Origin of the sequence: Hydrogenibacillus schlegelii (genome assembly GCF_001653195.1) — a bacterium.
GTDB lineage: Bacteria > Bacillota > Bacilli > Thermicanales > DSM-22653 > Hydrogenibacillus > Hydrogenibacillus schlegelii.
The window spans coordinates 25,893-48,483 of the sequence record NZ_JXBB01000002.1; the positions used below are offsets into that span (position 1 = coordinate 25,893).

The 22,591-nt window shown below is 66.4% G+C and carries 20 protein-coding genes, 1 pseudogene and 1 riboswitch; of the genes and pseudogenes, 3 read left to right on the forward strand and 18 right to left on the reverse strand.

Annotated features, from left to right (window positions below; all coding sequences use genetic code 11):
• Positions 1–102 precede the first annotated feature (102 nt).
• From proB to SA87_RS14320, 6 genes and pseudogenes are all read right to left on the reverse strand, one after another.
• Positions 103–1,227, reverse strand: coding sequence for a glutamate 5-kinase (gene proB / locus SA87_RS01595; protein ID WP_066198154.1), 1,125 nt, complete (start codon positions 1,225–1,227; stop codon positions 103–105).
• 456 nt (positions 1,228–1,683) lie between these two features.
• Complete coding sequence (locus tag SA87_RS01605) at positions 1,684–2,469, reverse strand: N-acetylmuramoyl-L-alanine amidase (RefSeq protein WP_066198159.1); 786 nt, start codon at positions 2,467–2,469, stop codon at positions 1,684–1,686.
• 181 nt (positions 2,470–2,650) lie between these two features.
• Positions 2,651–3,718 carry a c-type cytochrome gene (locus SA87_RS01610; protein ID WP_066198162.1) on the reverse strand — a complete coding sequence of 356 codons (1,068 nt, stop codon included), beginning with the start codon at positions 3,716–3,718 and terminating at the stop codon, positions 2,651–2,653.
• A gap of 302 nt (positions 3,719–4,020) precedes the next feature.
• Complete coding sequence (locus tag SA87_RS01615; RefSeq protein WP_066198315.1) at positions 4,021–5,388, reverse strand: FAD-dependent oxidoreductase; 1,368 nt, start codon at positions 5,386–5,388, stop codon at positions 4,021–4,023.
• A gap of 68 nt (positions 5,389–5,456) precedes the next feature.
• Positions 5,457–6,155: a tRNA (adenine-N1)-methyltransferase gene (locus SA87_RS01620; protein ID WP_066198164.1), complete on the reverse strand. Its 699-nt coding sequence runs from the start codon at positions 6,153–6,155 to the stop codon at positions 5,457–5,459.
• A gap of 33 nt (positions 6,156–6,188) precedes the next feature.
• A pseudogene (locus SA87_RS14320) lies at positions 6,189–6,332 on the reverse strand (hypothetical protein); the annotation flags it as partial.
• Positions 6,333–6,450: 118 nt separating this feature from the next.
• Between SA87_RS14320 and SA87_RS01630 the strand changes: the two are divergent.
• On the forward strand, positions 6,451–7,092 hold the full coding sequence (locus tag SA87_RS01630) for a hypothetical protein (RefSeq protein WP_066198168.1): 642 nt from the start codon (positions 6,451–6,453) through the stop codon (positions 7,090–7,092).
• Positions 7,093–7,121: 29 nt separating this feature from the next.
• Here SA87_RS01630 and SA87_RS01635 read toward each other — a convergent pair whose 3' ends face one another.
• The 7 genes from SA87_RS01635 to pdaA form a co-directional block, all read right to left on the reverse strand.
• On the reverse strand, positions 7,122–8,507 hold the full coding sequence (locus SA87_RS01635; RefSeq protein WP_066198171.1) for an amino acid permease: 1,386 nt from the start codon (positions 8,505–8,507) through the stop codon (positions 7,122–7,124).
• Complete coding sequence (locus tag SA87_RS01640) at positions 8,504–9,472, reverse strand: aldo/keto reductase family protein (protein ID WP_066198318.1); 969 nt, start codon at positions 9,470–9,472, stop codon at positions 8,504–8,506. Before SA87_RS01640 ends, SA87_RS01635 begins: the two co-directional genes overlap by 4 nt.
• A 131-nt stretch (positions 9,473–9,603) precedes the next feature.
• Positions 9,604–10,689: a fatty acid desaturase gene (locus SA87_RS01645; RefSeq protein WP_066442250.1), complete on the reverse strand. Its 1,086-nt coding sequence runs from the start codon at positions 10,687–10,689 to the stop codon at positions 9,604–9,606.
• Positions 10,690–10,827: 138 nt separating this feature from the next.
• Positions 10,828–11,715, reverse strand: coding sequence for a MetQ/NlpA family ABC transporter substrate-binding protein (locus tag SA87_RS01650; protein WP_066198175.1), 888 nt, complete (start codon positions 11,713–11,715; stop codon positions 10,828–10,830).
• A 205-nt stretch (positions 11,716–11,920) separates the two neighbouring features.
• Entirely contained in the window at positions 11,921–12,520 is a 600-nt protein-coding gene (locus SA87_RS01655) for a methionine ABC transporter permease (RefSeq protein ID WP_082718525.1), read from the reverse strand.
• Positions 12,521–12,575: 55 nt separating this feature from the next.
• Entirely contained in the window at positions 12,576–13,679 is a 1,104-nt protein-coding gene (locus SA87_RS01660) for a methionine ABC transporter ATP-binding protein (protein WP_245637599.1), read from the reverse strand.
• Positions 13,680–13,847: 168 nt separating this feature from the next.
• A riboswitch (SAM riboswitch) is annotated at positions 13,848–13,963 on the reverse strand.
• A gap of 96 nt (positions 13,964–14,059) precedes the next feature.
• Positions 14,060–14,968 (reverse strand): delta-lactam-biosynthetic de-N-acetylase, encoded by a 909-nt coding sequence (gene pdaA, locus SA87_RS01665; protein WP_066442252.1) that lies wholly within the window; start codon positions 14,966–14,968, stop codon positions 14,060–14,062.
• 182 nt (positions 14,969–15,150) lie between these two features.
• Here pdaA and lexA point away from each other — a divergent pair, with 182 nt between their 5' ends.
• On the forward strand, positions 15,151–15,792 hold the full coding sequence (lexA, locus tag SA87_RS01670) for a transcriptional repressor LexA (RefSeq protein WP_066198179.1): 642 nt from the start codon (positions 15,151–15,153) through the stop codon (positions 15,790–15,792).
• Between the two features lie 137 nt (positions 15,793–15,929).
• Here the strand turns inward: lexA and SA87_RS01675 are convergent, their stop codons facing one another.
• The 5 genes from SA87_RS01675 to SA87_RS01700 form a co-directional block, all read right to left on the reverse strand.
• Complete coding sequence (locus SA87_RS01675) at positions 15,930–17,216, reverse strand: methionine gamma-lyase family protein (protein ID WP_066198324.1); 1,287 nt, start codon at positions 17,214–17,216, stop codon at positions 15,930–15,932.
• Between the two features lie 67 nt (positions 17,217–17,283).
• Positions 17,284–18,222 (reverse strand): AAA family ATPase, encoded by a 939-nt coding sequence (locus tag SA87_RS01680; protein ID WP_066198182.1) that lies wholly within the window; start codon positions 18,220–18,222, stop codon positions 17,284–17,286.
• Between the two features lie 286 nt (positions 18,223–18,508).
• On the reverse strand, positions 18,509–19,672 hold the full coding sequence (locus tag SA87_RS01690) for an iron-containing alcohol dehydrogenase (protein WP_066198189.1): 1,164 nt from the start codon (positions 19,670–19,672) through the stop codon (positions 18,509–18,511).
• 119 nt (positions 19,673–19,791) lie between these two features.
• Positions 19,792–20,883 carry a sporulation integral membrane protein YtvI gene (gene ytvI, locus SA87_RS01695; RefSeq protein ID WP_066198192.1) on the reverse strand — a complete coding sequence of 364 codons (1,092 nt, stop codon included), beginning with the start codon at positions 20,881–20,883 and terminating at the stop codon, positions 19,792–19,794.
• A gap of 139 nt (positions 20,884–21,022) precedes the next feature.
• Positions 21,023–21,337 (reverse strand): hypothetical protein, encoded by a 315-nt coding sequence (locus tag SA87_RS01700; RefSeq protein ID WP_066198195.1) that lies wholly within the window; start codon positions 21,335–21,337, stop codon positions 21,023–21,025.
• Between the two features lie 112 nt (positions 21,338–21,449).
• Between SA87_RS01700 and SA87_RS01705 the strand changes: the two genes are divergently transcribed.
• Positions 21,450–22,580, forward strand: coding sequence for a polysaccharide deacetylase family protein (locus SA87_RS01705; protein ID WP_066198197.1), 1,131 nt, complete (start codon positions 21,450–21,452; stop codon positions 22,578–22,580).
• Positions 22,581–22,591 lie beyond the last annotated feature (11 nt).

Consider the following 22,591-nt stretch of genomic DNA (forward strand, 5'->3'; position numbering starts at 1 on the left):
CGATCCCTCCTAGGAAAGAAGTCACCCGTTTTGGAAGAAATCACCGGCTTGGGAGAAGTCGCCAGGAAGCCGTGACGGATTTTACAGCCGGGCGTCTTCTTTTTATGGTCGGGCGTCTTTTGACGGCCGGGCGCCGCCCGCCGGCACGGTGAGCACAAAGTCGTCCCGGTGGATGACGACGCCGATCCCCCGGACGGCGCCCTTTCCTTCCCGCGCCCGGCGCTCCAGAAGAAGCCGGAGGTCGGCGGCGCCGAATCGGGAGATCCCCCGGCCGATCTCCTCCCCGTCCGGACCCCGGACGGTGACGGTGGCGTGTTCGTCGAACTGCCCTTCGACGGCGACGATGCCCGGAAAAAGGAGGCTCTTTCCGCCGGCGACGAGGGCGTCCCGGGCGCCGGCGTCGACGACGATCGCGCCGGCCGGCCGGAGCGCGGCGGCGAGCCAGCGTTTTTTTCCCGCGTAGCGCCTCGCCGGGAAAAAACGGGTGCCGCGGCTTTCTCCGGCGTAGAGGGCCTGAAGGACGCCGGGCTCCGCCCGGGCGATGATGACGTCGATTCCGGCGAGGACGGCGAGGCGGGCGGCGAGGAGTTTCGTCCGCATGCCTCCGGTGCCGACGCTCGTCCCGGCGCCGCCGGCGAGGGCAAGAAGGGCGTCATCCCACGCTTCGACCCGCTCGATCCGCCGGGCGCCGGGGACTTTGCGGGGGTCGGCCTCGTAGAGGCCGTCGGTGTCCGTGAGGAGGACGAGCCGCTCGGCGTCGAGGGCGATCGCCACCCGGGCGGCAAGGGTGTCGTTGTCTCCGACGCGGATTTCATCGACGGCGACGGTGTCGTTTTCATTGATGATCGGAAGGACCCCGTGGGAAAGGAGCATCTCCGCCGTCGAACGGGTATGGAGGTAGCGCTCCCGGTGGTCGAAGTCATCCCGGGAAAGAAGCAGCTGGCCGACGACGAGGCCGTGCCGGGCCGCCGCCCGGCGATAGTGTTCCATGAGCATTCCCTGGCCGACGGCGGCCGCCGCCTGCTTCTCCGGCACCGTCAGCGGCCGCCGCCAGCCGAGGGCGTCCCGGCCGAGGGCGACGGCGCCGGAGGAGACGAGGACGACCGCCTGCCCCGCCCGCCGTAGGCCGGCGATGTCGTCGACCAGCGCTTCAAGCCGATCCGGCCGAAATCGGCCGTCGTCGCCGGTCAGGCTGCTCGAGCCGATTTTCACCACCCATCGGGCCATCGGCTTCCCTCCCCTGATACGAAAAAACGCTTTCGCCCGTGAAGGGCGAAAGCGTCGCTTCCGCGGTACCACCTTCGTTGGCCGATCCGGCGGCGGCCGGAGGGAACCGTCCGCCGGTCGGGCCCGCTCGGTGCCGATATCGGAGCACCGCCGCCTCGCTCTTCGCGAGGAGCTCCGAAGGGGGGACGTCGAGGGGTGCGGGGCCGCCTTTCAGCCGCGGGCGCGCCTCTCTGGACCGCAGAAGCCCCCGACGCATGGCCTTCGTCATCGCCGGTTATGCGCCTTTGCCTTGCGGATTATGCGGATGTCGGAGCGGGCGCTCGGGCGCCCTTCGACGATCGGCTTTGACTTCTATATATCCTTTTTTGATGGCGTCGTCAAGTTTTGCCGGCGTCGCCAAGCGCCAGCCTAAACACGCCTTCTTCGTCGCTCGGCGCCCGCCTCACCGGCGCCCGCTCAGCGTTCCGTCGGTCCGACGATCCACGCGTCGTGAAAGCCGAGCGTTTTCAACCGCCGCAAAAGCGCCTCGGCGCTCGAACGATCGGAAAAGGCGCCCACCTGAACGCGGTAAAGCGGCGACCCGGCCGAAAAAAGGGTCGGAGGTTGAAGGGGCGTCCCGGCGGTGGCGTCCGATGCCGGAGGGCCGGCCGTCTCCGGAGGCAACAGGGGCGCCGGCGGGGACGATCGCGGCGCGAGATCGAGCATCCGGGCCAACCCTTCCGCGGTCGCTTCGGCCATCGCCGTCCGGGCCGCCGGATTCCGGAGGAGGGCATTGTCTTCGGCATTGTCGATAAAGAGAAATTCGCCGAGTAGGGCCGGCATGGCCGTCAGCCTGAGGACGGCGAAGTCGGCCCGCTTCACCCCTCGATCGGCGACGCCGTAGGGTTTAAGCGCCCGCATGATTTCGGCATGAATCCACCGCTGGGCGACTTCGGTGAAGGGCGAGACGGCGCCCCGATAGATATATGATTCAAAACCCCGGGCCCGGCCGTCGAAGGCGTTATGATGGACCGAAAAGAAAAAATCAGCCCGAAGCCGGTTCGCAAACGCTGCCCGATCGGCAAGCGGAACGGTGACGTCCTCCGTCCGGGTGAGCTCGACCCGGACGTCGTATCGGTCGAGGAGCGCCGAGCGAATCTTCTGAGCCAGGTCGAGCGCCGACGCTTTTTCCGTAAGCCCAAAACCGACCGCCCCGGGGTCTCGGCCGCCATGCCCCGGATCGAGGACGATCAATTTGGACATCGACCTGCCTCCTTTTGCCCTTCTGGTGTGGAAACAAGCGGCCGCCGGATCGTCGGGCCGCGGCCGCCCAATCCGCCGATGAGCCCCGTCCAGCCGGAACGCGGCGGAAAACAAAAAGCCGGCAGAACACCGTTCTACCGGCAATGTACGTTCCGGAGGCCGAAGGGGTTCGGGCCTCGTCCTAACGCTTTTGTCCGGCGCCCGATTTGGCGGATTTGGCGGCTTCGATCGCCCGTTCGGCGTAGCCTTTGTACCACGGCGCCGAAGACGGGTCGAAGCCTTTTTCCCGCTCCGCGTCGGTGATGTACGCCGCGTCGTCCGGCGCGTCGCCGTTCGGCCAGTCTTTCCCCTTGGGGGCGAAGTCCGGCCGGTCGTGGGAGAGGATGTAGGCGGCCAGGTTCACCGCCTGCTCGTCGGTGAGCTCCCCCTGTTTGATGCCGCCCATCTGGCCGAGGGGCATGTTGCGCTTGATGTAGCCGGCCATCGTGCCGATGCGGGCCATCCCGGCGCCGATGTTGAAGGAGCGATCGCCCCAGAGGGCCGGGCCGGTCGTCGGGCCGGTGCCTTCGCCGTTTTGGCCGTGGCAGGCGGCGCAAGCCTGCTCGTACAGCTTTTTCCCTTCTTCCAGGTTCGGGGCCGTCATGTCCCGGTAGGCTTCCACCCGGTTCTTCACGATCCACGGCCGTTCTTTGATGCCGATCGGCACGCCTTCGGAGATGAAGGTGAGATAGGCGACCATCGCCCGCATCTCGTCGGAGTTGTACGGGAGGGGTTTGCCGTTCATGCTGCGCATGAAGCAGCCGTTGATGCGGTCTTCCAGCGTGAGCACTTTGCCGGAACGGGAAATGTACTGCGGGAAGACGGCGGCGACGCCTAAGTACGGCGACGTATCGTCCATGCCGCCGTTGGCGTGACAGCTGGAGCAGGAAAGGTCGTTGCCGACGTAATCCGGGAGGAGGGTGTTCGTCTCGTTCATCAGCCTGTAGCCGTACTTGATCGCTTCTCCCTCCGGCCCGTCGGGGACCTGGCTCAAATCCGGCTTCGGTTTCGGGACGGCGGTGGTCGGCGCCTGGGCGCCGGCGGAAGCGGCGGCATCGGAGGCCGGCGTTTTTTCCGGCCCTTTCCCGGCGGTTGCCAGGGCGGTGCGGATTTCGTTGCCGACGATGAGGACGAAGACGATGGCGAGCAGGAGAATGATGGCGGTCCACATCCGTTTGGCGGCGCCGTCGGCGCGGTCGTTGCCGTTCATCGGTCACGCCCCTCTCTGAAGACCCGTCCGGTGACCGCCGGCCGCCGCCTCCGGCCGCCGGTGACGGGCAGAATGTGTTTTCTTTCACTTTCAGTTTAAGGGAAATCGCTTTCTCGTGAAAAGGGATTTTCCGCTCGTTTGCAAAGGTGTCGAATCGGGCTTGTTTTTGCTGGTTTTTAGCATGGGTACAATAAAAACGGCCGCCAACGGCCCCCGCCCGTTCAACGATTGGACACGGACGGTCACCGTCGGCAGCTCGTGTCCCGTTCGGGGACGGCGTGTGCACCGAGCGGGACGGAAGTTTATCGCTCCGCCCGACGATCGGCTTTTTTCGCCACCGTCGCCGCCTGCTGCAGCGGATCCCAGACGGCGTTGAACGGCGGCGCGTACGAAAGATCCAGCGCTTCGAGCTCGTCAATCGTCATCCCGTGGTAGAGGGCCGTCGCCAGGACATCCACCCGCTTGTCGACGCCGGCTTTGCCGACAATCTGTCCGCCCAAAAGGCGCCGGTCGTCGCGCCGGAAGAGGAGCTTCACGTGAAGCTCGGCGTTGTCGGGATAATAGCGGGCGTGGGCCCGGGAACGGATGCGGACGGTTTCGAAGGGCACGCCGAGGGCCTCCGCTTCGCGGCTCGATAGGCCGGTGCGTCCCATGGCGATGTCGAGCACCTTCATGATCGCGCTCCCGACGATGCCGGCGAAGCGGGCGTCTCCACCGGTCATGTTCGTTCCGGCGACCCGGCCTTGCTTGTTGGCGTGGGTGCCGAGGGGGACGAAGTCGTCGGCGCCCTTGATCCGGTGGAACTGCGTGGCGCAGTCGCCGGCGGCGTACACATCCGGGAGGCTCGTCTCCATCCGGTCGTTCACCCGGATGGCGCCTTTCGGGCCGAGCTCGGCGCCGGCTTCCCGGGCAAGCTCGCTGTTCGGCACGACGCCGACGGCGACCAGAACGAGGTCGGCGGGATACGTGTTTTTGTTCGTGACGACGGCCCGGACGCGCCCCCCTTCCCCTTCGAGGCGCCGCACTTCTTCGCCGAGGCCGACGGCGATGCCGTGGCGCTCCAAGGCGTCCCGGGCGAGGTCCGCCATGTCGGCGTCAAAGGTGAGGGCCAGCTGCGGCGCGAGGTCGAGGACGGTCACCGTCTTCCCGAGGAGGTGGAACGCTTCTGCCATCTCGAGGCCGATGTAGCCGCCGCCGATGATCACGACCCGCTCGACGGGACGGTCCCGAAGGTCGGCGAGGATCCGCTCGGCGTCGCCGAGGGTTTTCAGCGGAAAGACGCCGGCGAGGTCCCGTCCTTCCCACCCCGGCAGGATGGGCCGGGCGCCGGTGGCGATGAGCAGCTTGTCGTACGGAACGGTGCGGGTGTCTCCGGTGGCGAAATCGGTGACGGCGACGATTTTGGCGGTCGGGTCGACGGCGGTCGCCTCGTGCCGGAGATGGACCCGGATGTTGTATTTTTCCTCGAATTCTTGCTTTGTCCGCGCGACGAGGCGCTCGGCGGAAGGGACGAGGCCGCCGATGTAGTACGGAAGCCCGCACTGGGCGTATGAAACGACGTTGTCCCGCTCGAACACGTCGATCGTCGCATCCGGATCGAGGCGGCGGATCTGGGACGCCGCGCTCATGCCGGCGGCATCGCCGCCGATGATGACATACCGTCGGGACATCTCCATCGCCTCCCCGCTGTTTTGTCCCTGACCCCTGCGATATCATCGCGCTTCGTTAACGTTTGCGTTTAACGCTCGCGCGCGTCGGTTTCTTCGTCGGCGCCGGCACCGCCATCAACGTCCGCCCCGCCTTCCGCTTCGCCCTCAGCCTCAACGACGACGCCGGCCGCAAGGCGCCGCAGGCGGATGAGAAAGCCGGTGTGGGCGACCATGCGGTGGTCCGGCCGAACGCTTTCCGGCGTGGCGTGCCACGGCCGAAGAAGGAGTTCTTCGACTTCGATCGGTCCCCAGCCGGGTCGGCCCGAGATGGAGGAGACGAACTTGTGCAGCTGGTTCGTCGTCGGCAGCCAGACGAGAAGGAGGCCGCCGGGACGGACGGCCGTCTCGGCGCCGGCGATCGCCTGCTCCGGCTCCGGCACGTCGAGGAGCAGAAGGTCGAGCTCCCGCTCGTCGATGCCGCGGTAAACGTCCCGGACTTCGAGGCGCCAGTTCGGCGGATCGGTGCCGAAAAAGCGGCGGACGTTTTCCCGGGCGAGTTCGGCAAACTCCGGCCGCCGCTCGTAGGAGACGACCAACCCTTCCGGGCCGACGGCGCGAAGCAGGACGAGCGTCGCCGCGCCGGAGCCGACGCCCGATTCCATCACCCGGGCGCCGGGGCGAAGATCTCCGCGAAGGAGGATGCGTCCGAGATCTTTCGGATAAAGAATCTGCGTCCGGCGGGGCATCGTCATGATGTAGTCTTCGAGCGTCGGCCGAATCGCCAGCACCGTCTGGCCGGCGCTCGTCGGGATGAGGCTTCCCTCGGGACGGCCGACGACGTCGTCGTGACGGACGATGCTCCCGGAGGGGGTCTGGGCGACCTGGCCCCGCCGGAGCCGGCGGAGGAAAGAACGCCCTTTGGCATCGATGAACAGGACGAGGTCACCGTAATCGAAGGGGCGGATGTCGCTTCACCTCGCGTCGCTTCGGTCATGCCGGTCGGCCCGGCCGTCATAAACAAAAAAGGAGAAAAAAGCCGGAAACCCAGGCGTTCGGAAACGGCGGCAGCGAGGAGGCCGATCGGTGAACGGGTTTTGGCCGGCGCTTTTGTTTAACGCGGTGACGGAGCTCGACAACGTCCTTGTCCTCACCGCCGTCGTTCGGCGGCGGTTTGCCCTCTCCCGCCCGGCACTTTTCGCAGTGGTCTCGCTGGTGGCCCTCGTCCGGGGGTCGGCGATGCAACAGATCGCGCCGGCGCTCGCCCGCCCGACCGTCGCCTGCCCGGTGGGACTGTATGCGTTCGGGCTGGCCGCCCTCATCCTCGGGCAGTCGTTCCGCCCTCCGCTCCCGGAACGCGAAACGGTCCCCGCGCGATGGGCGGGGCTTCGGCGGGCGGTGGCGATCGCCCAGGGGCTTTTCGCGGTCCTCCTGCTCGACCTCGCCTTAAGCGCCGATCAGCTCGTCATCGGCGCCGGCTGGCTCCCGGCAGGCCTTCCCGGCTTTGCCGCCGTCCTCGGCGGGCTCTGGGCGGCGTTTTTGGCCGTCTGGGGGCTGCCGGAGGCGGTGTTCCGCTCTCCGTGGACGGTTCGCGCCGCCGCCGTCCTCATCGCCCTTGCCGGTTGGGACGTCCTGCCGGCGCCCTGCCGCGGTCCGGCGGCGTTTATGGCCGCCGCCGGCTTTCTCCTCCCCTTCGTCCGGCGCTCCTTTCGGCCGGACGATGGCTGACGGTCGGTGCCGCCCCTTGCCGGGACCCTTCAGCGGGCGATCCGGGCGTGGCGGATGCCGTAGCCGAAGTAGACGACGAGTCCGAGAAGGAGCCAGAGGCCGAAGCGGACGAACGTCACCGCCGGCAAAGACGCGATGAGGACGAGGGAGCCGACGATGCCGATCGGGGCAAACAGCCAGAGGGCCGGCACTTTGAAGACCCGCGGCTCATCCGGTCGCCGGAAGCGCATGACGACGACGGAGACGGTCGTGAGCAAAAAGGCCGAAAGTCCGCCGATGTTGGCGAGCTCCGCGAGCTCGCCGATCGAGAGAAAGCCGGCGAGGATGATGCTGGTGCCGAAGACGAGGACCGTCGCCATCGTCGGCACCCGGCGGGTCGGGTGCACGCGGGCGATCGCCGGCGGGAGAAGGCCGTCCCGGCCGAGGGCGAAGAGGATGCGGGTGGCGGAAAGGCCGTTTCCGAGCATCGTGGCGATGAGGCCGAAGACGACCGCCGCCGAAAGGAGCGCGCTTCCCCAGCGGATGCCGACCCGGGCCAGGGCGTAGGCCGCCGGGTCCGGGACGTCGAGATCGGTGTACGGCACCATGCCGAGCATGACCGCGGCGACGACGACGTAAAAGAGGGTGAGCAGGATGAGCCCGCCGAGAAGGGCGATCGGGATCGTCCGCTGGGGGTTTTTGACTTCTTCGAGGACGGTCGTCACGCCGTCAAAGCCGGTGTAAGCAAAAAAGACGAGGGCCGCGCCGGTGAGGATGCCGCTTAAGCCGTACGGGGCAAACGGCTGCCAGTGGGCGGGATCGACGTAGCCGACCCCGACGGCGATGAAAAAGAGGATCGCGGCGACCTTGATCCACGTAAATAAGGCGTTCGCTTGTCCGACGAGACGAATGCCGGCCAGAGCGATGGACGCGACGAGGAGGAGGCCCAAGACGGCCGGCAGATTGACGATGCCGCCGTGGGCGAGGTCCCGGGTGAGGGGCTCCGGAAGCGACAGGCCGGCGGAGCGGGCGATCTCGACGACGTAGCCGGACCAGCCGACGGCGACGGTTGAAGTGATGACGGTAAACTCGAAGATGAGGTCCCAGCCGACGATCCAGGCGAGGATCTCGCCGAGGGCGACGTAGGCATACGTGTAGGCGCTCCCGGCGACCGGGACCATCGAGGCGAATTCGACGTAAGCCAGGCCGACGGCGATGGTGACGAGGCCGCTTAGGGCAAACGAAGCGATGACGCCGGGGCCGGCATAGTGGTGGGCGACCGTTCCCGGCAGGACGAAGATGCCGGCACCGATCGTCGAGCCGAGAACGAGGAGCATGAGCTGAAGCGGTCCCAGCTCGCGCTTCAGCTTGTATTCCCGTTCTTCGGCGAGCTCCCGGGCTTCCTCGACGGTTTTCTTCCGCCAGAAGGGGCTCACCGAACGGTCTCTCCTTCGCCGTTTAAGATCGCTTCGATCCGTTCGAGGACATCGGCGGAAAGGACGACGCCGGAGGCTTTGGCGTTTTCTTCGATCTGCTCCGGTCGGGTGGCGCCGACGATGGCGCTCGCGACGTTGGGTTGCCGGAGGACCCACGCCAGGGCGAGCTGGGCCGGGGTGAGGTCGAGTTCTCGGGCCAGGGCCGCGAGTTGTTCGGCCTTTTTCAGCTGATCGTCGGTAAGATACCGCTGGACAAAGGCGCCGGCTTCCGGATCGGCGCCGCGGCTTCCGGCCGGCGCCGGGACTCCGGGCTTGTACTTGCCGGTGAGTACCCCCTGCGCGAGCGGGGAAAAGACGACCTGGCCGATGCCCTCTTTTTCTCCGAGGGGGATGATTTCTTTTTCAATGTAGCGGTTCAGCATGTTGTACACCGGCTGGTTGACGACGATCCGGTCGAGGAGGTAGCGGTCGGCGACCTGAAGGGCTTCCCGAATCTGGGCCGCCGTCCACTCGCTCACGCCGACGTAGAGGACTTTCCCCTGCCGGACGAGGTCGTCAAAGGCCCGGAGCGTCTCCTCGACCGGCGTCTCGGGGTCGTAGCGGTGGGCGTAATAGATGTCCACGTAGTCGACGCCGAGGCGCTTTAAGCTCGCGTGGGCCTGCTCCATGATGTGCTTGCGGGAAAGCCCCCGATCGTTCGGACCGTCGCCCATCGGCCAGAACACTTTCGTCGCGATCACCACCGATTCGCGGGGAAACGCTCTGAGCGCCTCGCCGACGACCCTTTCCGCCTCCCCGCGGGCGTAGACGTTCGCCGTGTCGAAGAAGTTGATGCCGAGTTCGTAAGCGCGGTGAATCGTCCGGATGGCCGTCTCCCGGTCCACCGACCGACCGTATGTAAGCCAGCTGCCGAGGCTGATCTCGCTGACGCGCAGGCCGGTTTTGCCGATCTTGCGGTATTGCATGGACATCCCCCCTCGTCGATTATAGCAGATTTCGGCAGAAGGCATGCGCCCTTCATTCTGCGTTCGGCATCGAGGGACGGCGTCGCCCAGAACCGCTTCGGCGACGGCGCGTTCAGAACTCCCGTTTCCGCTCACGTCCCGTGGGCCTTCGCTTTCCGCTCGTTTGGTCCGGCGCCGGCTTTGGCTTTCTTCGCGGCGGCTTGGCCCTTCTTGAGGCGTGGGGCAACGTCGCGAAACCCGATCAATTTCCGCGTCGCTTCATCGAACAGATGAAGGTCGGCGAAGGCGACGAAAAGCGCATCTTTGAGCGTCACCGTCAGCGCCACCCGGACGAGCGGTACTTCTTTCTGCACTTTTTCCAGCCGGTAGTTGGGGATGCCCGGAGCGAGGTGGTGAATGTGGTGAAAACCGATGTTCCCCGTCACCCATTGCAACGGTCGCGGCAGTTTCAAATACGTGCTTCCTTCCATCGCCGCCCGAACATATTCCCACTCCGGATCGCAAGACCAGTAGGCATCCTCGAACTGGTGCTGCACATAGAACAGGAAAATACCGATCATCCCCGCCAGGTACAGGCTCGGGAAATAGACCCAGAGCAGGGCCTTCGCCCCCCAGACCAACGCGGCGCCTCCCAGGGCGAAGGCGATGACGAGGTTGGTGAGCACCACGGTTTTCCGGATGAACGGCTTCTCTCCGCCGAAGCCGAGCGGAAAACGATAGGCGATCATGAACACGGCGATCGGGCCGATGAAAAACATGACCCACGGATTGCGATAGACGCGATACTTGAAGCGTGCCCACGGCGAGGCGCGCAAATACTCGTCGACCGTCCACGTCAGGATGTCGCCGACGCCGCGCTTGTCCAGGTTGCCGCTGGTGGCGTGATGGCGGGCATGCTGCCATTTCCAGGAGTGGTACGGGACGAGCGTCACCACGCCGCTGGCAAAACCGAACGCCTCGTTCATCCACCGGCGGGGGAAAAGGGAGCCGTGCCCGGCGTCGTGCTGCAAGATAAACAAACGTACCAGAAAAAGCGCCGCCACACCGTCGATCGCGAGGGCAAGGGGCAGGAAAAAAGCGGCGGCGCGATACGCCAGGCTAAACAGCACAACAAGCGCAAGGCCGGTATGCGTCACTTGCCACAGGCTGTACCGGAGGTCGGGTCTGGCATACGGCCGAAGAAGCGGCGCCCAGTCTTGCGCCCGAAACGATTTCAACGTTCCACCCCTTACCCTTTCATCGATTTCCTCCCCAGCATACTCCGGCCGCTCTCTACGGTCAATCGGAAAAAAGCCCGGCGAAAGGTCCGACCTTTCGCCGGGTCAAACGGGAACGAAGGGCCGTTTGCCAAGGATTCAATAGCGGACCTGCGCCGGGACGACGGCGCCCTGGTACTTCTCTTCGATATACTGCTTGACGTCGTCCGAAAGCAGAACGTCGCAGAGCTTTTGAATCCGCGGGTCCTCCTTCGACTCCGGCCGCACGGCGACGACGTTGACGTACGGCGACGTCTTGTCTTCCATGAAGATGGCGTCTTTCGTCGGGTTCAGACCGGCCTGAAGGGCAAAGTTCGTGTTGATGAGGGCGAGATCGACCTTCGGGTCCTCAAGGGCCCGGGGAAGAAGCGGCGCGTCCATGGGCAGGAACTTCAGATGCTTCGGGTTCTCGACGATGTCGGTCGTGGTGGCGCTGGCCCCTTTCCCCTCGGCCAGTTTGATCAAGCCCTCCCGCTCGAGAAGCAGCAACATTCTCCCCTGGTTCGTCGGGTCGTTCGTGATGGCGATCGTGGCGCCGTCGGGAAGATCGGCCGCCGACTTGTAGTTTTTGCCCTTGGCGACGTAAGCGCCCAACGGCTCGATGTGGACCCCGCAGACGGGGATGAGATCATACCCTTTTTCCTGGTTGGTCTTTTCGAGGAAGGGAATGTGCTGGAAGTAGTTGGCATCCAGTTCTTTTTCGGCGAGCTTGACGTTCGGCTGGACGTAATCCTGGAAGACGACGACTTTGAGGTCGATGCCTTCGTCCTTGAGCTTCGGCTTGACGACGTCATTTAAGATCTGGGCGTGCGGCTCCTGCGACGCGCCGACGGTGAGCGTCTCCGGCTTCGCCGAGTCGGTTTTGCTTTCGCCGCCGGCGGGACCGGTTCCCTCACCGGGCGCGGTCTTCGTGCCGCAGGCGCCGAGGATGAGAAGTGCGGCGAGGACGAGGAAGATGGCTCCGCCTTTGAACGGGCGACGGAACATGCGAATCCCCCCTTAAGGTTCAGGATCGTGCGGATCAATCGGTCGGACGCCGTTTTGCGGCGCCGTCGCCGCCTCTTTTCCGGCGGTACCCAGGTGTATGGTCAACGCGCCGGCTGGGCGCGGGAGCGTCCGAAAAGCGCATGAAGGGCGGGCAGACGGGCGGCCTGGCATGGGAATGCGCCGCGAGGGTCGTCCGATCCGGCCGTCAGCGCCTGTCCAGCCGCCGAACGATCCGGTCGCCGATCCACTGCAGCACCTGGACGATGGCGATGAGAAGGACGGTCGCGACGAGGAGGATGTCGTTTTTGAAGGAGTTGTAGCCTTCGTTCCAGGCGAGGGCGCCGAGGCCGCCGCCGGCGACGAGGCCGGCCATCGCCGAGTAACTCACGAGGGCGACGGCGGTGACGGTGATGCCGGAGACGATTCCCGGAAGGCTCTCCGGGATGAGCACTTTCCAGATGATGTCGACCGTCCGGGCGCCCATCGCCTGAGCCGCCTCGATGACGCCGCGGCCGACTTCCCGCATCGCGCTTTCGACGAGGCGGGCGAAAAACGGCGCGGCGCCGGCGACGAGGGAGATGATCGCCGCGTTCGTGCCGTAGGAGGTGCCGATGAGGGCCCGGGAGACGGGGATCGTCCAGAGGATGAGGACGATGTACGGCACCGAGCGGAACACGTTGACGACGGCGCCGAGGGCTTCGTTCAGCCAGCGCTTCGGCCAGAGATGTCCCGGCGAGGTGATGATGAGAAGCACCCCGAGCGGGATGCCGATGAGGACGCTGAAGAAAAGCGACAGGAGCACCATGTACACCGACTCGATCGTCGCCTGGACGACGATCTCGGGGTGCGCGACGACGTTTTCAAAGTGCACCGTCCGTCACCTCCTCCGACGCCGGCGTGACCGCCTCGACGATGACGCCGGCTTCGGTGAGAAAGGCCCGCGCCGCCGTCAGTTCCGCCGGCGTTCCGGTGAGGCGGACGGTCAGGGTGCCGAAGGGGACGTCTTTCAGGCGCTTGATCTCCCCCCGGAGGATGTTCACCTCGACGTCGTGGCTCCGGATGAGCCGGTGGATGATCGGCGCTTCGGCGACCGCGCCGACGAAGACGAGCCGGAGCGCCTCGGTGCGCCGCCCGTCCCCTTCCGCCGGTCCGGAGGCGCCTTTGCCGTCGGAGGGGGGATCAAAGACTTCGGCGATGAAACGTCGGGCGACGGCCGACTTCGGCCGGCTGAAGACGTCCGGGACCGGTCCGACCTCCTGGATCACGCCCCGGTCGAGGACGGCGACCCGATCGCAAATTTTTTCGATGACGTGCATCTCGTGGGTGATGAGGACGACGGTGATGCCGAAGCGGCGGTTGATCGAAAGGATCAAGTCGAGGATGTCGTCCGTCGTCTTCGGGTCAAGGGCGCTCGTCGCCTCGTCGGACAGAAGGATGTCTGGCTCGTTGGCGAGGGCCCGGGCGATGCCGACCCGCTGTTTTTCCCCTCCGGAAAGCTGCGCCGGATAGGCGTCCCGCCGGTGCCGGAGGCCGACGAGGTCGAGAAGCGCTTCCACCCGAGCCTGGGCCCGGTCCTTCGGCCAACCGGCGAGCTCGAGGGGAAAGCGGACGTTTTCAAAGACCGTGCGGGACCAGAGCAGGTTGAAGTGCTGGAAGATCATGCCGATTTTCATCCGTTTTTTCCGGAGCGCCTCCGGGGAAAGGGTCGCCAGATCGACGCCGTCGACCCACACCCGGCCGCCGGTCGGTCGCTCCAAAAAGTTGATCAGCCGGATGAGGGTGCTCTTCCCGGCGCCGCTTTCGCCGATGACGCCGAAGATTTCGCCGCGGCGGATGGTGAGGTTGATGTTTTTCAGCGCTTCGACGGGCGCGCCGCGGCCTACGTATACTTTTTGTACATTTTCGAGCCGAATGATCGTCTCCTCATCGGGCGGGATTTCCACCGGGGCGGTCGCGGCGAGCATGCCGCCTCCTCCTTCCTAAGCGAAACCTCCTAAGCGAAACCTTTCCGGCCTAAGCGAAACCCTTCCGGCCGAAAGCTTCCTCACGGCGTCCATCTTCACCGAACCCCGGTTTTGCGCATAAAAAAACCTTTCCGCCCGGCCGGCGACCGGCACGGAAAGGAGTCGCCTCCCTTATCTGCCGGTAAGTCACCGCTCAGGCCTTACCGCTGGAATTGGCACCTTGGCACGGACGTGCCGGTTGCCGGGCTTCATCGGGCCAGTCCCTCCGCCGCTCTGGATAAGGGCTTATCCAGATCGATGCGATTGTCCGGAAACCCCGTTCGAAAAACTCACTGCAGCGATTGTAGAGCGGTCGAGATCGTATGTCAAGCGCAAAAATTTCAGGTATCGTCATCGCCGGTCGACGCCCCTTCCGGCGTGAGGAGGCTCCGCTCCCGAAGCCGCCAGTCCTCGAGGCTCTGAAAGACGTACCCCTGCGCCCGGGCGTCGTCGATGATCCGGCCGAGGGCCTCGGCGTTGTCCTTGGAGACGCTGTGCAGAAGGATGACCGCGCCGGGGTGAAGCTGGCCCATCACCTGCCGGTAGGCGACATCCGCCCCCCGGACGACGTCCCGTTCCCAATCTTTGTAAGCGACGGACCAGAAGATCGTCTCCATCCCCATTGCCCGTACCGTGCGAAGCAGCCGTTCGGAAAACACCCCCCGGGGCGGCCGGAAAAAGACGGTCGTCCGCTGCGGGGTGAGCTCCGCGATGGCGGCGTTCACCCGCTCGATCTCCCGGCGCATCTCGGCCGGGCTCAGGGCGGACATGTCCGGGTGGCTCCACGAATGGTTGCCGACGATGTGTCCTTCGGCGACCATCCGGCGAACGAGCTCCGGCGCCGACCGGAGGTAGTGGCCGGTGACGAAAAACGTCGCCGGCACGTTCTTTTCCTTAAGCACGTCGAGAATGCGAGCCGTCTGACCGTTTTCATAGCCGTTGTCAAACGTAAGATACAGCACCTTGCCGCCCTTTTCATCGTAAAAAAGCGCACCGTACCGCTCGATCAGCCCCTGAAACCCTTCCCGGGCGATCGACGGCGGCCGGCCGTCGCGGCTTTTTTGAAAGCCCCAGTGGTACGCCTTCGTCTCCCCCCCGCCGGGCAGGTTCGCCTCCGACGCGGGCCGGTCGACCGATCCGGCGGAGCCCTCATCCGATGCGACGCCGAGCGCCGCCCAGGCGGCCGACCCGAACGCCGAAGCCGTGAAAACCCCGAGCGCAAGAACGGCCCGAAAGCCCAAAAATCGCATGTCCGCCCCTCCCGCTCCCCGGACGGCGCCCGGGGGTTGATTCTTTTGTAGTATGGCCGGTGAGGGGCGCCGCTATCGACGGCCCGATCCCGCCGCCTGACGAAAACATCTGTTTTTGTCGGGCGCGGTCTGTTACAATGGGAGCAACCGATGGAAAAATCTCCGCGAAAGGGGCGTTCCCGATGTCCGACCTCTCCGACCGTCAGTGGGCGATCCTTCGGGCGATCGCCCGTTCGCTCCGGGAGCGCGGTTACCCGCCGTCGGTGCGGGAGATCGGGAAAGCCGTCGGGCTGTCGTCGACATCGTCCGTCCACTTTGAACTCAATCGCCTGGTGCAAAAAGGCGTGCTGGAAAAAGATCCGGAGCGGCCCCGGGCCCTTCGGCTGAGCGCCGAAGGGATGCGGCTTCTCGGGCCCGAGGGACGGGAGGCCCACGGCGACGTCCGCTACCTCCCGCTCGTCGGCAGGGTGACCGCCGGACGGCCGATCACCGCCGTGGAAAACATCGAGGGCTACCTCCCCTTCCCCGCCGCCCGGACGCCGGATGACGCTTTCCTCCTTCGGGTCGAAGGGGACAGCATGATCCTTGCCGGCATCTACGACGGCGACCTCGTCATCGTCGAAAAGACGCCCCATGCCAACCCCGGCGACATCGTCGTGGCGATGACCGAAGACGGAGAGGCGACGGTGAAGCGCTTTTATCCCGATCCGGCCCGAGGCGTCGTCCGGCTGGCGGCGGAAAATCCGAACTACCCGCCGATGGAGCTGGCGACGGCGACCGTCCTCGGCCGCGTCGTCGGTCTCCTCCGCTTTTACGACCGGTAGAGGACCGCACCGCCGGGGCCGGCGTCGCCCGAACGCCGTCCCGTCCGACCGATCGCCGGCCCGATCGCTCGAATCGCCGGCCCGGCGCGCGGGGCGGTCTCGCCCCGGCGAGCGGCATCCGCGCCTTACCGAGCGCCCTACAGGGCGATCCGCCCCGCTTCCGCCAACCGGACGAGGATGCCGATCAGGGCGAGCTTCACGTGGGCGTACATGAGTCCGCCCTGCAGGTAACCGCGGTAGGGGGGCCGAAGCGGCGCGTCGGCCGAAAGCTCGATCGATGCCCCCTGGACGAACGTCCCGGCGGCCATGACGACCGGGTCCCGGTATCCGGGCATCGCCCCCGGCGTCGGCCGGACGAATGACTCGACCGGGGAGTGGGCCTGAACCGCCTCCGCAAAGCGGAGAAGCGTTTCCCGGTCGCCGAAGGAGATGGACTGAATGAGGTCCGTGCGGGGAGCCCCGGGCGGCGGATCGACCGGAAAGCCGACCGCCTGCATGACCGCCGCGGTCAGATGCGCCCCCTTGAGCGCCTCGGCGACGACGTGCGGGGCGAGAAAGAGCCCCTGATAAAATTCGCGCCAGCCCCCCGGCGCCGCCCCGACGGCGAGCCCGATCCCCGGGGCGACGAGCCGGGCGGCGATCCGCTCGATCGCCGCCCGGCGGCCGACGATGTATCCGCCGACCCGGACGAGACCGCCGCCGGGGTTTTTGATGAGAGAGCCGGCAAGGACGTCGGCGCCGGCGTGAAGCGGTTCGATCGGTTCGACGAACTCGCCGTAACAGTTGTCGACGACGGCGGTGACGGCGGCGTTTTTCATTTTGGCCGCCCGGATCGCCTCGGCGAGCTCGGCGACAAAAAACGAGCGTCGCTCCTGATACCCCCGTGAACGTTGAAAAAACACGACCGCTGTTCGCTCGTCGATCGCCGCCCGCATCTTGTCGAGGTGGATGCCGCCGTCCGGGCGAAGGGGCACGATCCGGACGGCGATCCCGTAGTCGAGGAGGTTTCCCTGTCCGCGCCCCTCCGGACCGATCACCGGCCGGAGCGTGTCGTAGGGCTCCCCGGTGGCGATGACGAGGTTGTCGCCGGGAAGAAGGAGGCCAAAGAGGCTGGCGGCGATGGCGTGCGTCCCGGAGAGAAGATGCGGCCGGACGATCGCCGCCTCGCCGCCGAAGACGTCGGCAAAGACCGCCTCCAGCGTCTCCCGGCCGAGGTCGTGATAGCCGTAGCCGGTCGAGCCGGCAAAATGCCCTTCGCCCACCCGATGCCGCCGGAAGGCGTCGAGCACCCGACGGACGTTTTCCAGTTCCACCGCCTCGATCGTCGAAAAGGCGGGCCGAAGCCCCGCTTCTGCCTCGGCGACGATCGCCTCCGCCCGCCTCCGGCGATCTTCATCGTCGGTTCGATCGCTTTGCGTCCACATGTCGGTCAACGGCGTCCGTCCTTTCCCCGATGGAGCGCATCGAGCTTTTTCGTCCGGCCGTCCCCGCCTACAGGCCGTCCCCGTCGTCGGCGAAGTCGTCCGCCGTCAGCGTCATGAGGGCCTCCCGGGACGTCGTCCCCTGGCGCACCGTCCGGACGGCGTGCCGCCGGATCGCCCGCTCGACGGCGTTGCGGACGAAGCGGGCGTTGGCAAAGGGCACATCCCGCCTGAGCATCGCCCGGGCGATCCGCCCTTCAAGCCTGCGCCGGGCGCCGGCGTCCATGCGATACTCCCGCTCGGCGCACATCGCCTCGGCGATCTTTAACAGCTCTTCCATCCGGTAGTCCGGGAAGACGATCTGAAGCGGGAACCGGGACGGGAGGCCGGGATTGGCCTGAAGGAAGGCGAGCATTTCCCGGTCGTAGCCGGCGAGGATGACGATGAGGTCGTCCCGGTGGTCTTCCATCCCTTTGACGAGGGTGTCGATCGCCTCGCGGCCGAAATCTTTTTCCCCGCCCCGGATGAGGGAGTACGCCTCGTCGATGAACAAAATCCCGCCGACGGCCCGGCGGAGGAGTTCCCGCGTCTTCTGGGCCGTATGGCCGATGTACTCGCCGACGAGATCGGCCCGCTCGACTTCAATCAGATGCCCGCGGCTTAAGACCCCGAGCTCCCGGAAAATCCGGCCGAGCAGCCGGGCGACGGTCGTTTTCCCCGTGCCGGGGTTGCCGCGGAAGATCATATGCACCGTCTGGCGTTCGGTCTTGAGCCCGTAGGCCCGGCGGCGTTCGTTGACGAGGCGCTGGGCGATGAGCGTGTAGATCAGTTTTTTGACGTCGTCCAGGCCGACGAGGCGTTCCAGCGCCCCGATCGCCTCCCGAAGCGCCTCCCGGTCGGCCACCTTGAGCTCCGGATCGGAGGCAAACCGGCGAAGGTCGTCGGCGATCCCCGCCGGAGCCGTCCGCCGGGGGTGATCGATGACGACCGACATCTGATAGCGCGGCATGCTCTCCCTCCTTCTGGGCGTTCATACCGTATGCGCCGCGCCCAGAGTCGGTGACACGCCGCCGGATCGCCCCCGCCGGCGCTTCATCTCCCGGGCGCCCCCCGCCCTTCGGGCCGTTCGCCGATCGGCGGCAGGGGGCAGTCGTCCGGGAACGCGACCGGCCGGCGCCCCTCGGAGCGGAAGTCCGTTCGCCGGTCGATCCCGCCGGGCGGCCCGCGATCGAAAGACCGACGGACGCCGAATCGGCCTTCGCCCGGCCCCTCGAGGGGGCGTTCCGGATCCGGCCTTAAAGTGCCGCCCGGACGATCGCCCGCACGTCGTCGGCATCGAGCGTCATGAAATGGCCGAACGGCCCCCGCCGGGCGAGGGATTTTTCCACGATCGCCTCGACGTCCGCCTCCGTGATGCCGAACTCCCGAAGCCGGGCCGGCGCCCCGAGGCCTTGCCAGAACGCCTCCAGCCGCTCGATCGCCGCGAGGGCGAGATCGTCGACGGATTTCCCGGCCGGATCGACGCCAAACACCCGCGTCGCGAGATTCGCCCACCGTTCCGGCCGCACCCGGTAGACGTGCCGCATCCAGTGCGGAAACAGGATCGCCAGCCCCGCGGCGTGGGGGATATCGAAGAGGGCTGAGACGGCGTGCTCGATGTTGTGCGTCGCCCAGTCGCCCTGGACGCCCATCGACAGCGTCCCGTTGAGCGCTACCGTTCCGGCGAGGAGGATCGTCTCCCGGAGCGCGAGGTCGTCGAGCCGTTCGACGAGCTTCGGCGCCGCCTCGACGATCGCCCGGAGGAGCCCTTCCGCCAGCCGGTCCGTCACCGGCGTGTTCTCCACGGTGTGGAAATACTGCTCGAAGATGTGGGACATCATATCGACGATGCCGTAGACCGTCTGGTCTTTCGGCACCGTGAGGGTGTACGCCGGATCGAGGAACGACGCCCGGGGATAGACGAGCTCCGACGACCAGCCGTACTTTTCCTTCGTCGCTTCGTTCGTGAGCACCGAGTTTTTGTTCATCTCGGAGCCGGTCGCGGCGAGGGTCAGCACCGCGTAGACGGGAAGCGCCGCCTCCGGCGTCGCCCGGCCGAGGACGACGTCCCAGATGTCCGCCTCGCCCACCGCGGCGACCGCCACGCCTTTGGCCGCGTCGAGGACGCTCCCGCCGCCGACGGCGAGGACCGCCTCGACCCTCGCTTCCCGGGCGATCGCCGCCGCCCGGCGGACGGTGCCGACGCGGGGGTTCGGTTCGACGCCGGAGACCTCAACCCATTCGACGCCGGCCTGCTTCAGCACCCGGGTGACGTCCTCGTAGGCGCCGTTTCGTTTGATGCTCCCGCCGCCGTAGAGGAAAAGCACCCGCCGGATGCCGCCGAGGAACTCCGGCAGCCGCTCCACCGCCCCCCGGCCGAAGATGAGGCGCGTCGGGTTATAAAATTGAAATGATTGCATGGATCTGCTCCCCCTTTGTTCATGCGACTTCGGTCGCGGATGTTCGCGCCGAAGCCGCTCGCCTTCTCCGGCTCCGTTCGGGCTTCCCGATCCGATGTTCCGGAGCGCTCCGCGGGCCGTCATCGATCTTCCGGCCAGCGGATCCACCGGGCGAAGTACCCCTGCTCAATCAAGGCCTTGATCAGAATGACGACGACCGGTGCAACGAAGATGCCGACGGCGCCGAAGAGCGACGTCGAAACGATGATCGCCGCCAGCATGGTAAAGGGCGACACCCCGAGGGACTCGCCGACGATCCTCGGCTCGACGATCTGCCGCACGACCACGACGACGGCATAAAGGACCGTCACCCAAAGCGCCGTGCGATAATCGCCGACGATGAGATGGTAGCCGATCCACGGCAGAAAAAGGGACGAAATGCCGAGGACCGGCACGAAATCCGCGATGCCGGAAAGGAGGGCGACGAAAAAGGCGTTCGGCATCCTGAGGAGGATCATGCCGACAAAGATGATCATCGCCGTGATGGAAACGATCTTAAACTGCGCCTTCACGTAGCGGCCGAGGCCGGAGAGAACGTTTTCCTGCAGGAAGCGGACGGCCCGCCGGAGCGTCCCCGGCGCCCGGGTGTGGAATGCTTCGCGAAAGCGATCATACTCCAAGCTGAAAAAAAAGGCAATGATCACGGCAAGCCCCCAGTGGACCACCCACTGGGTGATGCGGAACGGCACGCCCTTCACCAGGTTGAAGAGCATGAAAACGCCGTCTTTAAGCCAGGCGTTGATCGTGTCGACCGCCTGCGTGAGATACCGCTGCACCTCCACGATCGCTTCCGGCGGGACCCGATCGAGTCGAGCCTGCAGGTGGGCGGTCTGCTGTTCAAATTGCCGTTGCAAGTAACGCATATATTCAGGTAAATTTTGCGCCAATGAATTGAGTTCGTTGACAAGGATGACCGCGCCAAGCGTCACGAGGCCGAGCAAGATGAGCAAAAATCCGAGCATCACCACCGTCGTCGCCACCGCCCGGTGCACCCGGCGGCGGGCGAGCGCTTCGACGAACGGGTGAATGAGGGCGTAAAGAATGAGCCCGTAGACGATTGGCTTCGCCACCCGGAAGATCAGGCTCGCCAGGAACATCAGGACATACCCCGTGAAGACGATCACGGCGATGTCGAAGATCGTCCGGGCATATTTCCGGTAATATTCGAACACGCCGGGTTCACCTGCCGGTTTTTAGCATACCACGAAACGAGGCGGAGCAAAAGGGAAGGGGACCGAAGAAAAGACGAAGCCTTCGCGGCTCGAAGGCTTCGTCCCGCGCTGCCGGTTGGATTCCTAAGGTCCCCGGCGGTTACCGGTCCAGGAGGTTCCCCAGACCGGCGTCGGCGGCCGCATCCGGCCGGAGGGCGTCCGCCGCGGAGGTCGATCCGGCGACCTTCGCCCCGGCCTTTTCCCGGAGCGTCGGCATCGCCCGGGCCGCCATCTCCTCGGCGATCTCTGCGAGCTCGTCGGCGCCGGTGCCGAAGGCCCGGCCGGCCCGGGCGAGCATCTGACGGCCCTGCTTTAGGGCGCCCCCCGCCCCCTGGCCGAACTGCTGCGAAAGCGCCCCGGCGACGAGCCCCAGCCCGGCGCCGAGCAAAAACGCGCCCCAGCCTCGTTCCGCCATGTTGCTCCCTCCTTCCCGGCGCACCCGTAGTGTGCACCGGGAAAACAGGCCGTATGTGGTCCCCCCGCTGACAAAATGTATAATGAAAGAAACGCAAACGAGGAGGCCTCCCATGCGCCGCCCCGACCGCTCCGGGTCCGGCATCGGCCGGCCGAACATCCGCCCCCTCCGCTGCCGGCCCCCCGCTCCATCGACCTTCCGCCCGCTTTTTCGCCGCGCGGGGCTTTCCGCCCTCATCGCCCTCCTTCTCCTCCTCGCCGCCGGCTGCGCCCGGTCCGCCGTCGGGCCGGCCGCCCCCTCCCCATATGAAGCGTCGGACCGCGCGCCGGCGAGAGAAAACGGGCCGGACGACGCCGGGAGAGAAGTCCCGGTGCCGCCGGTCGCGGAAGTCCCGGCCGATCGCTCCGGGATGCCGGACGATCCTGCCGGTGTGCCCGATCCTTCCCCGCACGAATTCGTCATCCACCCGGTCGGCGGCGCCGGCGCCGACGCTCCGGGGGCGATCCTCCCGGCTTCCCCGCCGGCGCCGGTGGCCGAGCCCGGCCCGCCTTCCGGGGGCGAGGCCGGCGAAGCTTACTTCGTCGACCCGAAGTCGTTCACGCTGAAAGCGGACGGCGCCCGCTCCGGCGCCTCCTCGGAAGTCCAAGCCCCTCGAGCGCCGGCGGAGCGCGTCGTCCTCATCACCGTCGACGACGCGCCACGGGGCGAGAGCACCGAGGCGCTGCTCGGCCTTTTCGATCGCTACCACGTCCGGGCGATCTGGTTTTTAAACGGCATTTACGCCGAAACGCACCCCGCGCTCGTGCGGGAGATCGTCCGGCGAGGGCACCTCCTAGGCAACCACACCTGGTCCCACAAAAACCTGGCCTCCCTTACCCCGGCCGAGATCGAACGGGAGGTCGTCGGCCTGAACGACTGGATCGAAAAAACCGCCGGCGTGCGGCCCGCCTACTTCCGGCCGCCGTACGGCATCATGCCGACGAAGGATCGGGCGAAAGCCGAAGCGATCCGGAAGATCCTCGCCCGGGAAGGCATGCAGATGATGAACTGGTCCCTCGGCTCTCGAGACTGGGAATTCAGCCGTCCGGACGACATCGTCCGGACGGTGGTCGACCATGCCTTTTCCGGCGCCGTCATCCTCTTTCACGACAAAAAAACGACCGCCGAAGCGATGGCGCCCATCCTCGAACGATTGAGCGGCGCCGGTTACCGCTTCCCGGCGCCGAGCGGCCCCCGGCCCTGACGCCGGGGTCC

Excerpts from the sequence above, each read along its gene's own strand:
- SA87_RS01675 (WP_066198324.1), bottom strand. The coding sequence starts at position 17,216 with ATGTGGACGCAAAGCGATCGAACCGACGATGAAGATCGCCGGAGGCGG.
- lexA (WP_066198179.1), top strand. The coding sequence starts at position 15,151 with ATGTCCGACCTCTCCGACCGTCAGTGGGCGATCCTTCGGGCGATCGCC.
- SA87_RS01640 (WP_066198318.1), bottom strand. The coding sequence starts at position 9,472 with ATGCAATACCGCAAGATCGGCAAAACCGGCCTGCGCGTCAGCGAGATC.
- SA87_RS01660 (WP_245637599.1), bottom strand. The coding sequence starts at position 13,679 with ATGCTCGCCGCGACCGCCCCGGTGGAAATCCCGCCCGATGAGGAGACG.
- SA87_RS01680 (WP_066198182.1), bottom strand. The coding sequence starts at position 18,222 with ATGCCGCGCTATCAGATGTCGGTCGTCATCGATCACCCCCGGCGGACG.
- pdaA (WP_066442252.1), bottom strand. The coding sequence starts at position 14,968 with ATGCGATTTTTGGGCTTTCGGGCCGTTCTTGCGCTCGGGGTTTTCACG.
- SA87_RS01650 (WP_066198175.1), bottom strand. The coding sequence starts at position 11,715 with ATGTTCCGTCGCCCGTTCAAAGGCGGAGCCATCTTCCTCGTCCTCGCC.
- SA87_RS01605 (WP_066198159.1), bottom strand. The coding sequence starts at position 2,469 with ATGTCCAAATTGATCGTCCTCGATCCGGGGCATGGCGGCCGAGACCCC.
- SA87_RS01700 (WP_066198195.1), bottom strand. The coding sequence starts at position 21,337 with ATGGCGGAACGAGGCTGGGGCGCGTTTTTGCTCGGCGCCGGGCTGGGG.
- SA87_RS01610 (WP_066198162.1), bottom strand. The coding sequence starts at position 3,718 with ATGAACGGCAACGACCGCGCCGACGGCGCCGCCAAACGGATGTGGACC.
- SA87_RS01615 (WP_066198315.1), bottom strand. The coding sequence starts at position 5,388 with ATGTCCCGACGGTATGTCATCATCGGCGGCGATGCCGCCGGCATGAGC.
- SA87_RS01655 (WP_082718525.1), bottom strand. The coding sequence starts at position 12,520 with ATGGTGCTCCTGTCGCTTTTCTTCAGCGTCCTCATCGGCATCCCGCTC.
- proB (WP_066198154.1), bottom strand. The coding sequence starts at position 1,227 with ATGGCCCGATGGGTGGTGAAAATCGGCTCGAGCAGCCTGACCGGCGAC.
- SA87_RS01705 (WP_066198197.1), top strand. The coding sequence starts at position 21,450 with ATGCGCCGCCCCGACCGCTCCGGGTCCGGCATCGGCCGGCCGAACATC.
- SA87_RS01690 (WP_066198189.1), bottom strand. The coding sequence starts at position 19,672 with ATGCAATCATTTCAATTTTATAACCCGACGCGCCTCATCTTCGGCCGG.